A 14142-nucleotide genomic window follows, 5' to 3' on the forward strand; every position below is an offset into this window, starting at 1 on the left:
CGGCCACGCAGCGACAACACCGCGGTCGCAGCGAAACGCCCTGATTGATATACTGGTCGGTTATCGCCGGACACGCTCAGCCCCTACGGACCCACACGCAGCAGATCACATGAGCAAAGACAAGAAATCCCAGCTACGGCTTCTGATCGCCCACGGCAAGCAGAAAGGCTATCTGACCTACGCCGAGGTCAACGATACCCTGCCCGACGATATCGTCGATCCCGAGCAGATCGAAGACATCGTCAACATGATCAGCGATATGGGCATCACGGTGCACGAACAGGCACCGGATGACGATAGCCTGCTGCTGTCCGAGAACACCGTCAGCGAGGACGACGACGACGCCGAGGAAGCGGCGGCGACGCTGGCCGCGCTCGATCCCCAGTTCGGGCGGACCACCGATCCGGTGCGCATGTACATGCGCGAGATGGGCACGGTCGAACTGCTCGATCGCCAGGGCGAGATCCGGATCGCCAAGCGCATCGAGGAAGGGCTGGCGGAGATGATGTTCGCCCTGGCCTACTTCCCCGCCACCACCGGCCGCCTGCTCGAATTGTGGGATCAGGTGCAGGCGAACGACAAGCGGCTGACGGATGTGATCGTGGGCTTCGTCGATCCCGATACGGGCGATCCCGTGGTCGCGGACGAGGACACCGGCAACGAGGCCGACGACGAGGAAGGCGCGGCCCCGGCCAACGACGGCCCGGATCCGGAAGAAGCCAGGAACCAGTTCGAGACGCTGCGCGGGTGGCACGACGCCGCGGTCGCGGCACTCGAGGCCCACGGCCGCGAGCACGAGGCCACCGAGAAGGCCCTCACCGGACTGGCCAACCATTTCATGCGCTTCAAGCTGGTGCCCAAGACCGCGGACGACCTGACGCTCCAGCTGCGCACCACCATGATCGATATCCGCTCGGCCGAGCGCGACATGCTCAACATCTGCGTGCGCGAGGCCGGCATGCCGCGGCGCGAATTCGTGCGCCAGTTGCCGGACAACCTCACCAGCGAGGAGTGGCTCGACAAGCTCATCCGCGCCAAGCGCCGGTACTCGTCCACCATCGCCTCGCGCCGCGAGGATCTGGTGCGCGCCCAGACGCGGATCCGCGAGATCGAAGCCGAGAACGGCCTGAACGTCAATCACATCAAGGAGATCAACCGCAAGATGTCGATTGGCGAGGCCAAGGCCCGCCGCGCCAAGAAGGAGATGGTTGAGGCCAACCTGCGCCTGGTGATCTCGATCGCGAAGAAATACACCAACCGCGGACTGCAGTTCCTGGACCTGATCCAGGAGGGCAACATCGGCCTGATGAAGGCGGTCGACAAGTTCGAATACCGCCGCGGCTACAAGTTCTCGACCTACGCCACGTGGTGGATCCGCCAGGCCATCACCCGCTCGATCGCCGACCAGGCGCGCACCATCCGCATCCCGGTGCACATGATCGAGACGATCAACAAGCTCAATCGCATCAGCCGCCAGATGCTCCAGGAAATGGGCCGCGAGCCCTCGCCCGAGGAACTGGCCGAGCGCATGGAGATGCCCGAAGAGAAGGTGCGCAAGGTCCTGAAGATCGCCAAGGAACCGATCTCCATGGAGACCCCGATCGGCGACGACGAGGACTCGCATCTGGGCGACTTCATCGAGGACATCAACGCCATCGCCCCGGACGATTCCGCCTCCGGCGAATCGCTGCGCGAGGCCACCCACAACACGCTGGCCAGCCTGACACCGCGAGAGGCCAAGGTGCTGCGCATGCGGTTCGGCATCGACATGAACACCGACCACACGCTCGAGGAGGTCGGCAAGCAGTTCGACGTCACCCGCGAGCGCATCCGTCAGATCGAGGCCAAGGCCCTGCGCAAGCTGCGCCATCCCTCGCGTGCGACCTTCCTCAAGAGCTTCCTCGACGAGTAAGCGCAACACGCCGAACGCTTGGCGGCCCCGCGGCCGCCAAGCTATAGTGCCGCGCCGGGCGGATCACACGCCCGGCGTTTTCATGTCAGGGGGCCTGTAGCTCAGCGGTTAGAGCAGGGGACTCATAATCCCTTGGTCGCAGGTTCGAGTCCTGCCGGGCCCACCATCAAATCAGCAAGTTACGAACACGCTTTGCGTCTCGACATGCCCAGAGGTACATTATAGGTACACTTTCGGTGCAGCAGGCGTGCAATGGCGACCCTCACTAAGACCGAAGCTGGCCGCTGGAAGGCCGTCATCCGACGCCAAGGCTGGCCGACCAGCTCAAAGACCTGGCGGACTAAACGCGACGCCGAGGATTGGGCACGGCGCACCGAAGACGAGATGGCACGCGGCATCTATCAGAACCGCGCCCCCGCCGAACGGATGACCCTGAGCGGAGCTATCGATCGCTACCTGAGCGACGTCACGCCCACCAAAAAAGAAAGCACCCAGAAAGCCGAGCAAGCCAAGGCACGGAAGCTGCGTGCCGCTCTCGGCCAATACAGCCTCGTCGCAATAGCGCCCGATGTAGTCGCCGGCTACCGGGATGAACAGCTAGCCGACGGTAAATCCCGCGATACCGTCCGGCTGCAGCTCGCCCTGCTCTCTCATATCTTCGAGATCGCCATCAAAGAATGGCGCGTCGGTATCTGGGCCAATCCCTGTCGCGCTGTACGCACGCCTAAGCCCGGCAAAGCCAGGGATCGCAGATTGTCACACGATGAAGCTGAAAAGCTCCTCAGGGCGGCCGAGGGCCAGTCCAACCCGATGCTAGGCCTGATGATCCGTCTGGCATTGGCCACAGCCATGCGAGTTGGCGAGATTCAACGTCTACGCCGGCGCGACGTCGACCTGAAACGTCGCACCGCCCTGCTCCGCGACACAAAGAACAACCAGTCCCGCACCGTGCCGCTGTCCACCGAAGCCGCGCAAGTGCTTCGCGTCGCGCTAGATAGCCCCGTTCGGCCGATCGATTGTGATCTGGCCTTCTTCGGCGAACCTGGGCGTGACGGTATTCGCAGAGGATTCCAATACGGGCCAGGCTGGAAGCGAGCGACACGAGACGCCGGCATTACCGATCTACGCTTCCACGATCTACGACACGAAGCAGTCAGCCGCCTCGTCGAGTTGGGTCTAGGAGATCAGGAAGTCGCAGCAATAAGCGGCCACAAAAGCATGCAGATGCTACGGCGGTATACGCATCTAAGGGCCGAGGATTTAGTGCGGCGGCTGGATGCTCTTGGATGACAATTACCCGATCAGGGCACTCAGTAATACCTATTCGTGCAAGAAGACATCACAGCCAATGCCTGACGCGGAATAACAAGACAGCTGAGCTGCCATGAAAAATACGATTACCGCATACCACGCCAAGTATTACGCCCACGAACTCACAGCCAGAAACTCCCTGGAAGGCGTCGATCGCCTATCACAGTCTCTATTTGATGCGAGCGTAGATCTAAACCCCCATCAAATCGAAGCCGCCCTCTTCTCATTGCGAAACCCATTACAGCAAGGGGTATTGCTTGCTGATGAAGTCGGACTAGGCAAGACCATCGAAGCAGCGTTGGTCATATGCCAGCTATGGGCCGAGCGCCGCCGTAAGCTGCTCGTGATCGCACCAGCCAGCCTACGAAAGCAATGGGCGCAGGAGCTTCTGGAAAAATTTGCTGTGCCCGGCACGGTCCTGGACACAATCGCCCTGCGCAAGCAATCGGCCGGTAGCGAACAAGAGACCTTGCAGCGCCTGGCAGGCAAATCAGTGATCATCGTCTCCTACCAGTTTGCAGCGCGACTGGAGGCCGAGCTTCGCAGCATCCCTTGGGATCTTGTCGTCATTGATGAAGCGCACAAGCTGCGCAACGCTCATCGCAAGAGCAACCGCACCGGACAGGCGCTCCGCAGAGCATTGGAAGGCCGTAAAAAACTATTGCTGACCGCAACACCGCTCCAGAACTCACTCATGGAGTTGTACGGGCTTTCGACTCTGATCGACGAACACCTGTTCGGCGACGAAAAAGCTTTTCGCAAGCAATACATCAACAATCCTGACGGGCTCCAAGAGCTACGCGGGAGACTGGCAGGCTTTACCCAGCGCACGCTGCGCAAGGACGTACTGGAGTATATCCAGTACACCGAGCGCAGAGCACTCACTCAGCCGTTCAACCCCACCGACGCCGAGCAAGCGATCTACGAGCGGGTGTCCGCTTTTTTGCTGCGCGAAGAATCTTTCGCATTGCCCAAGCGCCAACGTCATCTGACGGGCCTGATTCTTCGCAAGCTGCTTGCCTCGAGCGCCCCGGCTATTGTCGGCACTCTATTAACCATCCAAGCACGCTTAGAGCAGCTACTGGCGGATGACACGGTTGCCGAGGACGTGAACCTGCTTGAGCAATGGATAGCAGAAGACGACCTTGAAACTGACTATCTCGAAGAGCTGGAACTGGCCGAAAACGGTGACGCCAAAGAACCCAGCCAAAATGCGCTAACCGCAAGTCATAAGGCACCGCTCAGCCCCCAACAAAAAAAGCGAGCGATCTGCGAGGAAGTCGATGAGCTGAATAGCATCATCGCACTGGCCCAGAGCCTCCAGACCGACACCAAGGCGCAATCCTTGCTCACGGCATTGCAGCTCGGCTTTGCCAACATGGCCAATCTAGGCGCGCCTCGTAAGACGATCATCTTTACCGAATCCAAGCGTACTCAACACTATCTGTACGAATTTCTGGCTGCCAACGGTTATGACGGCCAGCTGGCAATGTTCAGCGGCACCAACAATCACCCAGACACCACCGCCATTTATCAGCAATGGCGGACCGAACACCACGGTACAGACCGGGCAACCGGATCCCCCCAGGTTGATCGGCGCACGGCCCTGATCGACCACTTTCGCAAAGACGACGGCACGGGCGCCGACATCATGATCGCCACCGAAGCCGCCGCGGAAGGCATCAACCTGCAATTTTGTGCGCTGTTGATCAACTACGACCTGCCCTGGAACCCCCAGCGCGTTGAACAACGTATCGGCCGCTGCCACCGCTACGGGCAACGCTTCGACGTGGTGGTGATCAACTTCCTCAACACACGCAACCAAGCCGATCAGCGCGTACTGGAGCTACTGTCGGAAAAGCTGCATCTATTCTCTGGCGTTTTCGGGGCCTCGGATGAAGTCCTGGGGCGCATTGAGAGTGGCATCGACTTTGAAAAGCGCATCCTCTCTATTTACGAAACCTGCCGACACCCCGACGACATAGAACAGGCATTCAACGCCCTTCAGGCCGACCTGGAAGACGCGATCAATGATCGAATAAAGGACACGCAAAGCCAGTTGCTGGAAAACTTCGACGAAGAAGTCCACGACCGGCTCAAGTTGCGGCTGGATGAAGCCGAAGCACGCCTCGATAAACTGGGCCGCTGGTTCTGGGGCGTCACACGCTACGCATTGGACGAACAAGCACGCTTCGACGACGCCTCATACGCCTTTGGCCTCCAGCAATCACCGCCAGGTATTAGCCCACCCGTCGCTCCGGGCCGCTATCAACTCATTCGTGGCGCGGCCCAGCCCGACATGCTCGCCCACGCGTACCGGCTAAGCCACCCACTGGGCGAATGGGCGGTGGAAACTGGCTTGGGGGTCTCGACACCCACCGCATTCATTACCTTCGATTACAGTGCCCACGCCAGCAAAATCAGCGTAGTTGAGAGCCTCGGGGGTCAATCCGGCTGGTTACGCCTGGATCGCCTCCAGGTCACCGCATTTGAGACCACTGATACCCTGCTATTTTCTGGACTTACTGATGCTGGCCGGACACTAGATCAGGATGTTTGTGAAAAACTGATGGCCATAGGGGCCCAAGGTCGACCCAAACCATCGAAAGGCACACCCCCAGCTCAGCTGATCGCGGACAGCGAACGACACGTCGCCGCGGCCATCGCCCAGATTCTCGAAGCCAACCATCGCTTGTTCAACGAAGAACGCGACAAGCTCGAGAAATGGGCAGACGACAAACTACTGGCCGCCGAAGAAGCACTGAAGAACACCAAGGCACGGATTACTCAGCTCAAGCGTGATGCGCGTAAAGCCGCCACGCTGCAGGAGCAGTCAGATATACAGCGGGAAACGGCCGCACTCGAAAAGCAGAAACGCCGTCAGCGGCAAGACATCTTTGCCGTGGAAGACGAAATCATCGAGCAGCGCGACCAACTGATCGATTCCCTTCAGCGACGCCTGCACGAAAAAACCGAGACCGACACCCTATTCACCCTGCGCTGGCAGGTTGTATGACACCCACGCAAATAACGCAGCCGAACGATCTACAAGGTTTGAATCATGAGCGCAGCACAAAACGCTAAATTTCAGGAACTCGTCGCCAAGCTGCGTGAGATTTTCCAGATCGACCGTCCCGAGCTGGACTTCGGCATCTACCGCATCCTCAATGCACGAGCCGACGAGATCAATGAGTACCTGGAACAGCGCCTGCCTGAAAAAGTAGAAGCAGCACTGAACAGCGGCAGCGAAGCCCAGCGTGAACAGGTGGCCCGCGAGCTGAAAGAAAAGGAAGAACAATACGCCGCCGATGGACTGGACCCGAACAACGTGCCCAAAGTGCTGGAGCTGCGTGAGAAGCTAGCCGATTACGGCACAGGCGCTTCAAAGCACGAAAACGCCGTGTACTCACACTTGCTGACTTTTTTCTCGCGCTATTACGATAAGGGTGACTTCATCAGTCAGCGTCGCTACAAGGGCGACACCTACGCTATCCCCTACGCTGGGGAAGAAGTCATGCTCCACTGGGCCAACAAGGACCAGTACTACACGAAAAGCGGCGAAAATTTCGCGAACTACAGTTTCAATCTGGACGATGGCCGCACCGTGCACTTTCGCTTAGTCGCGGCGGACACCGCTAAGGACAACCGCAAAGACAACGACAAGGAACGCCGTTTCGCCCTGGTTGAACCAAAGACGCTGGCTCGCACTGACGAACATGGCGACGAATACGAAGAGGATTTGATCCCGGTTGAAGAAGTAAACGGAGCTAATGGAAAAGACCTAATCATCCGCTTCGAGTATGCGCCCCAGCCCAAGGGCACGAAGCAGGAAGCGTTGGTCAGCCAGGGCGTGGATGCAGTATTAGCCGACCAACAAGTTAAATCCCACTGGCCGGACCTAGCCAAACGCGCACCCACAGAGGATAAACCGCATCGCACCTTGCTGGAAAAATATCTGACGGACTACACGACTAAGAATACAGCTGACTACTTTATCCACAAGGATCTTGGAGGCTTCCTAGGCCGAGAGCTGGACTTTTATATCAAAAACGAAGTCATGCACTTGGACGATGTCCAGAACGCCGGCGCCTTTTCCGACATCGAAAAGAACCTTCGCATGATCCAATGCTTAAGATCGATTGCGTTAGAGCTAATCGACTTTCTCGCGCAACTGGAAAATTTCCAGAAAAGGCTTTGGTTGAAAAAGAAATTTGTAGTGTCCAGCCATTACTGCATCACGTTAGACCGAGTGCCGGAGGAGCTTTACCCCGAGATCGTTGCGAACGAGCTGCAGTGGGAGCAGTGGAAGCGGCTCAAAGTTTGTGGCGCCGAAACTCCTACAACGGTCGAGGCGATGAAGTCCGGGCTTTCTAAGATGGTAGATACCAGTCTATTCGGAAGCGATTTCAAATATAAGCTTCTCGCGAGCATCGACGATATCGATACCACTTTGGACGGAGTAGTAGTACACAGCGATAATTTTCAAGCGCTGAATTTATTCAAAGAACGTTATAAGGCACGCATCGACTTCACGTACATAGATCCTCCGTATAACACTGTCCACTCAAAGATCGCCTACAAAAATCAGTTTGAGCACTCCAGCTGGCTAGCTCTGATCTCGAACACAATTCCGCTCGCGCGGCAATTATTCGGAGACTTGTACTCATTCGGATTCGCGATAGATGATTACGAGTTCGGCAATGCACTTGCGTGCTTACGCGATCATTTTTCTGATTCTGATGTGTCAACTATCGTCGTCAATCATCACCCGCAAGGCTCCGGGGGGCGGCTCTCCCGAACTCATGAATACTACATCGTCGCATCGCCAGCTAATGGCCCCTCGCACTTGGGGTTTCCCAAAAAAGACGAGATTGAAGAACGCAGTTTTATGCGCAGCGGGACTGCGGACAACAATTATCGCGCGCCCCGTGGTGGAGGGGTTGGTCGTTGGCGCAGCTTTTATGCGCTGTTAGTTGACCCTGGTACGCGAAAGGTCGTAGGAACAGAGCCACCTCCTCCTCTTGATACGGAGTATCCAACGGGGAGAACACCAGAAGGATTGGAGCGGATTTATCCGATCAACTCGAGTGGTGAAGAACGTGTCTGGCGCTCATCCCGCGAGACGGGCAAAGAACGTGTAGAGAACGGCGAAATATTTCTAACTGATCGAGGAGCTATCAAGCAGATAATCGATCATCGAGACAAGCGTGAAACACTTTTCAGCAACTGGATTGGAGCGGACTACAACGCCGGCACTAACGGAACTGCGATCTTGGACAACCTAGGGCTCGGTGATGTGTTCGACTATCCAAAGTCTGTGAAAACACTTGAACAAGCTTTTTGGATGCAGTCTTTTGGAAAAAGCAACTTCACAGTGCTCGATTACTTTGCCGGCTCAGGGACGACTGGTCACGCTACACTTTCTTTGAACCGAAAAGATGGAATGGATCGGAAGTATGTGCTCGTCGAGCAAGGAGAATACTTCGACACTGCGCTCAAACCAAGACTACAGAAGATTGTTTTCTCCGCTGAATGGGCTAGCGGCGAGCCAACCACCCCAGAAACTGGAATCTCTCACTGCTTCAAGATCCTAGAACTGGAAAGCTACGAAGACACCCTGAACAACCTGCAGCTGCGGCGTGACGCCAAGCAGCATCAGACTCTCGGACTGCTGGACCAACAAGCAAAAGATGACTACCGGCTGCATTACATGCTGAATGTTGAAAGCCAGGGTTCGCTGCTGTCGGTCGAAGATTTCAAAAAACCCTTCGATTACGGCATGAATATCGCTACAGATTCCGCCGGAGCCTGTGAACCTACCCAGGTCGACTTGGTGGAGACGTTCAATTATCTGGTCGGCCTGCGAGTCAAACAAATTGAGGCCCAGCCAGACCGAGGCTTTGTGACCGTGACGGGCACATTGCCCAGTGACGAAAGCTGCTTGGTGCTTTGGCGCGACTGCGAACTATTGGATTACGAAGGCGTTAGCGGCCTGTGCGAAAAGCTTGCTATTAACCCCTCTGATAACGAGTTCGACGTGGTCTATATCAACGGCGACCACAATATCCCCACCAAGCTGACTCAGACGGCCGAGAATGGCGGCGCAACCCGTGAGCTCAAGCTGCGCCAGATCGAGCCCGAGTTCCTGGAACGCATGTTCTCTGTGGAGGATCTGTAATGGCAGACCGTGGGGAAGCATCGCCGCCGGAACCTGACATGGCCGGCGAGCTGGTGATTTATTCGGATAAGGATGGCCGCCTACGCGTTGAGGCCCGCCTTCATGACGAAAGCCTCTGGCTAACCCAGAAGCAGATGGCTGAGCTGTTTGGCGTCGATGTGCGCACTATCAGCGAACACCTGAAAAACACGTTCCAGGACAATGAACTAGACGAGGCATCAGTTATCCGGAAATTCCGGATAACTGCCACCGACGGCAAGCGCTACCTGACCGGCTTTTACCATCTGGACGCCATCATATCCGTGGGCTATCGGGTGAATTCGGTACGCGCCACCCAGTTTCGTCAATGGGCCACGCAAGTGCTGCGTGAATACATCGTCAAGGGCTTTGCCATGGACGATGAGCGCCTGAAGAACCCGCCTGTGGCGGGCTCCGCCGTGCCAGATTACTTCGACGAGATGCTCGATCGAATTCGCGACATTCGTGCCAGCGAACGGCGGATGTACCTACGGGTGCGCGAGATATTCGCGCTGGCGGCGGATTATCAGCCATCGCTGAGGGAAACCACGCGCTTCTTCCAAACCATTCAGAACAAGCTGCACTTTGCCGTTACCGGCATGACGGCACCGGAGATCATCACCAGCCGCATCAATCACCTGTTGCCCCACGCCGGGCTCACGAGTTGGACGCACGAGGACGTGCGCAAACAGGATGTCACGGTGGCCAAGAACTACCTGAATGAAGATGAAGTTCGCGAGCTGAACCGCATCATCACCATGTGGCTGGACTTTGCCGAAGATCAGGCCGAGCGTCGCACGCAGGTCTTCATGGCGGACTGGAAGCAGAAGCTGGACGATTTTCTGCGCTTCAACGACCGCCAGGTTCTGCCTGACGCAGGTAAACGCTCCCGCAAACAAGCCGACGCTATCGCCCACGCCGAGTTCGAGAAGTTCGCTGCCCTTCGTCGCGAAGAGAAAGAAACGCTGGGGGCCATCGAGAATATTCGAGAACTAGAGTCTGCTGCTCGACAGCTCGAAACAAAGCCCGGAAAGCGCAATGTCCGATCGACCAAGGCCAGCAAGAAGAACAGGACGAATGGGGATTCGGAGTGAGTAAGAAGACGCCCAAACGCAGCTTCCACCAGGAACTCGTCCTCAACCGCTGGATGCTGAGGTTTTTCAACACCGACAAGCTGGCGAGCTTGAAACAACGCTTGGGTGAAGACCGGCACGAGGGCATCGACGACGACGGGCAGAGCAAGTTTTTCTACGAGCTGATGCACGGGCTGTTTAACCCCAACCTGGTAGCCGAAGCAGACCTGCGCCGCTATGACCTGAGCATTGTTCGTCACTGGCAAGCTATCACCGCCGAGCGCAATAAGCTGGAAGGCCACGAGTTGCAGATGAAGTACTTCCAGTACTTGTCGTTGCTGTTCACCGAGATTTATCTGGACTGGTATTTCAACAAGCGCCAGGCCTTGCTCGACGGCTTGAATGAGGAGATGGCTCGCTACCGGGAAGAACAAGGCGCTGAACCTTTCCGGGCTTTTTTATCCGAGGATCTGAACAAGGTCGCGTTCTGGAACGCCACCGGCAGCGGCAAGACGCTGCTGCTGCACGTGAATATCAAACAGTATTTGCACTATTTTCAGACCGAGCACTCGAACAGCTATCCGGACAAGATCATTCTGCTGACCCCGAACGAAGGGTTGTCGCGGCAGCATCTGGACGAGTTGAAGCGGTCGAGAATTACGGCCCAGGCCTTTAACAAAAACCAAACAATGCGCTTCCCTGGCACGGTCGATGTGATCGACATCAACAAGCTGGGCGATGCCACGGGCGACAAAACAGTTGCCGTCGAAGCGTTCGAAGGCAATAACCTGGTCCTGGTGGACGAAGGTCACCGTGGCACGGGCAAAGATGCCATGGCTTGGATGCGTCGCCGGAGCGCGCTGGTTCAGGGTGGCTTCGCCTTTGAGTATTCAGCCACTTTCGGGCAGGCCGTAGCCAAAGGCTATACCGTAGAAACGGCTGAGCAGGAGATCCAGAAAAAACGCGCCAAGATGCTATTCGGCACTACGAGCTTCAAGAAGCTGGACGAAGACGAATTGGCACAGCTGACACTGACCGGCGAGGAAAAGCGCCTCGCCCGTGTCACGGCCACCCGCGAGATCTACGCCAAGTGCATTCTTTTCGATTACTCGTACAAGTTCTTCTACGAAGACGGCTATGGCAAAGAGTCGCTGATTCTCAACATGAAAGAAGAGGCCTACGAGCAGGCTGATAATGCAGCCAAATATTTCACCGGCTGCCTGCTGGCCTTCTATCAGCAGCTTTGGTTGTGGAGCACCCACCGAGAAAAGCTAAGCGAATTCAATCTAGAAAAGCCGCTGTGGGTGTTCGTGGGCAACACGGTGGCCGGCGAAGACTCGGATGTCTTGGTAGTGCTCCGCTTCTTAGCAAACTTTCTCAACGACGACGCCAGAATCAAGACTTGGCTCGCCGATCTAATCGCTGATCGAGCTCTGATCCTGGATGTCAACGACAATAACATTTTCAAAGGCCGCTTTACGCCTTTAATGAGCTTTGTCGGCAAAGTCGATGCCCTCTATACCGACATCCTGCAGCGCGTGTTCAATGCGCCTGCCCGACAGCGGCTAAAGCTGGTCAATATCAGGACAAGCAAAGGCGAGTTGGCGCTACGCGTTGGCGATGCCGAACCCTTCGGGCTCATCAACATCGGCGATGACAGCAAGTTTTTCAGCCTGGCGGAGAACATAGAAGCGTTCGACAGCGAACGCGACGATTTTGGCGGCGCCCTTTTTGGAACGCTGAACAATAAAGACAGCCAGCTCAACGTGCTGATTGGTTCTCGCAAATTTACCGAAGGATGGAGCAGCTGGCGCGTCTCTACCATGGGCTTGTTGAACATGGGCCAAGGCGAAGGCTCGCAGATTATTCAGCTGTTTGGCCGCGGCGTGCGCCTGAAAGGCCAGAGCTTTTCGCTCAAGCGCACAACGCCACAAGAGCGGCCCAAGGGCGTCCACCTGGAAAAGTTGGAAACGCTCAATGTCTTTGGGGTGCGCGCTAGCTATATGGCCGCTTTCAAGGATTACCTGCGCGAAGAAGGGATCACACCTAGCGACGAAGTGTGGGAGCTGGACTTTAAAACGCGGGCCAACCTCCCTGCCAGCAAACTCAAGACGCTGACGCTGAAAGATGGTTATAAGGACAATCAGAAACAGGGGTTCAAGCGCACGCACTTTCCCTGGCTGTACGAGATCCCCGCCGAGTTCGAGGACAAGATCAAACCGCCTCACGTGGCGCTGGACCTCTATCCTCGGGTAGAGGCGCTTAGCACCGAACGCAGCAAAACCAAGGGCAAAAGCGGCCACGCAACGCCAGAAGCCCGAAACAAAGGCAAGCTGGATACGCAGCTCTTTTCGCTATTCGATTGGGACCGCATTTATTTGGCGCTGCAGGAGTACAAGATCCAACGTAGCTGGAGCAATCTACGCCTCGACCGGCAGAAGCTGATCGGTTTTTGCTCCGGCTCCACCGACTGGTACACCCTCTTCATCCCGGCGGCTGAGTTGGATGTCCGTAGCTTCGGCGACATTCGAAAGCAAGAAGATATCCTGATTCGACTGCTGATCGACTATACCGATCGGTTTTACAACGCCCTGAAGAAAGGCTATGAAGGCCAATTTTACGATATTGCTCATATCGATGAAGATCACGGATCGATGCTCAAGCTGTACCAGTTTGAGGTCGACAACACCGACGACGGGCTGGAGTACCTGAAAAATCTGGAACTACTCAAGCAGCTGGTAGCGGACCGCAAGATAGGCGAGGCAAGCCAATGGAATGCGCCGCACATGGTGACAATTAGCTTCGACAGCCATCTTTACTACCCACTACTGGCTCTAGAAGATAAAGATGCTGTTCCTCTGAGAATGCGGCCGTTGGCTTTCGACGCACCCAGCGAGTGGGAATTTGTGCGCGACCTGGAAGCTTTCTACAAGTCTCCCGAAGGCAAAGCGGCCATTGGCGGTCGAAGCCTTTACCTACTGCGCAATGCCGATAACGAGAAAAAAGGCCTTGGCTTCGCTTTGGCTGGCAACTTTTATCCAGACTTCCTGCTGTGGCTGGTGGACGACGATACGGGTCAGCAGTGGCTGACGTTTGTGGATCCCAAGGGGCTTCGCAACCTGGATCTTTCGCATCCCAAGCTCGGGCTTTATAAAGAAGTGAAAACGCTCGAGGCAGCACTAGCCAGCCAGGCCAAGCCGGGAGACTCGGCGTTGATATTGAACGCTTTCGTGCTGTCGCCGACAAAGTTTGCTGATCTACTCAATGTCGGCGACTCCGCTCAGAAAACGGACCTGGAAGACCGGCATGTGCTGTTCATGCAAGACGGCAGGAGCAGCTATTTAGGGAAGATGCTCAACAGAATCGGCTAAGCGGTCACACGCGGACCGCTATCTCCTAGAAGGGAATGGCGGTCCTGTGGCCGCGCCTGCTGTTCAACCCCAGCCAACTCACCATTGGCATGCATAAGACTTTATTATGCAGCCACATATCGCACGCTATATCCGTATCCGCGGGCTGACATGAGCTGCACACGGCCGTAACTGTAAGCCCTTCTTCATCGGCTTTGCTCTGAGCTGTGGAGCTACGCTCATTTCTGGTGTATGAGCGATTGAAGGAGGCGGCACCCACCTGCTGAAATTAGTAAGACC

The 14142-nt window shown here is 56.4% G+C and carries 6 protein-coding genes and 1 tRNA gene; all 7 read left to right on the forward strand.

Annotated elements, in window-relative coordinates:
* Positions 1-52 precede the first annotated feature (52 nt).
* The 7 genes from rpoD to SAHL_RS10975 all read left to right on the forward strand — a co-directional run bounded on the left by rpoD (position 53) and on the right by SAHL_RS10975 (position 13863).
* Positions 53-1912 (forward strand): RNA polymerase sigma factor RpoD, encoded by a 1860-nt coding sequence (gene rpoD / locus SAHL_RS10945; protein ID WP_281273010.1) that lies wholly within the window; start codon positions 53-55, stop codon positions 1910-1912.
* Between the two features lie 90 nt (positions 1913-2002).
* Positions 2003-2078: transfer RNA gene (locus tag SAHL_RS10950), tRNA-Ile, on the forward strand.
* Positions 2079-2164: 86 nt separating this feature from the next.
* Positions 2165-3202, forward strand: a complete 1038-nt coding sequence (locus SAHL_RS10955) for a tyrosine-type recombinase/integrase (protein WP_123591452.1) — start codon at positions 2165-2167, stop codon at positions 3200-3202.
* 94 nt (positions 3203-3296) lie between these two features.
* Complete coding sequence (locus SAHL_RS10960) at positions 3297-6239, forward strand: SNF2-related protein (RefSeq protein WP_123591453.1); 2943 nt, start codon at positions 3297-3299, stop codon at positions 6237-6239.
* 45 nt (positions 6240-6284) lie between these two features.
* The gene (locus SAHL_RS10965) at positions 6285-9401 is read left to right on the forward strand and encodes a DNA methyltransferase (protein WP_123591454.1); all 3117 of its coding nucleotides are present in this window, start codon (positions 6285-6287) and stop codon (positions 9399-9401) included.
* A complete protein-coding gene (locus SAHL_RS10970) occupies positions 9401-10513 on the forward strand; it encodes a virulence RhuM family protein (RefSeq protein ID WP_123591455.1) in 1113 nt (370 codons plus the stop codon). Before SAHL_RS10965 ends, SAHL_RS10970 begins: the two co-directional genes overlap by 1 nt.
* Before the next feature lie 53 nt (positions 10514-10566).
* On the forward strand, positions 10567-13863 hold the full coding sequence (locus SAHL_RS10975; RefSeq protein ID WP_123591459.1) for a DEAD/DEAH box helicase family protein: 3297 nt from the start codon (positions 10567-10569) through the stop codon (positions 13861-13863).
* Positions 13864-14142: the final 279 nt, after the last annotated feature.

It is taken from the genome of Salinisphaera orenii subsp. halophila YIM 95161, from assembly GCF_003732545.1.
GTDB lineage: Bacteria > Pseudomonadota > Gammaproteobacteria > Nevskiales > Salinisphaeraceae > Salinisphaera > Salinisphaera orenii_A.

What these genes read in the sequence shown, in the direction of transcription:
- SAHL_RS10955 (WP_123591452.1), top strand. Translation starts at nt 2,165, where the DNA reads ATGGCGACCCTCACTAAGACCGAAGCTGGCCGCTGGAAGGCCGTCATC.
- SAHL_RS10960 (WP_123591453.1), top strand. Translation starts at nt 3,297, where the DNA reads ATGAAAAATACGATTACCGCATACCACGCCAAGTATTACGCCCACGAA.
- SAHL_RS10965 (WP_123591454.1), top strand. Translation starts at nt 6,285, where the DNA reads ATGAGCGCAGCACAAAACGCTAAATTTCAGGAACTCGTCGCCAAGCTG.
- SAHL_RS10970 (WP_123591455.1), top strand. Translation starts at nt 9,401, where the DNA reads ATGGCAGACCGTGGGGAAGCATCGCCGCCGGAACCTGACATGGCCGGC.
- SAHL_RS10975 (WP_123591459.1), top strand. Translation starts at nt 10,567, where the DNA reads ATGCTGAGGTTTTTCAACACCGACAAGCTGGCGAGCTTGAAACAACGC.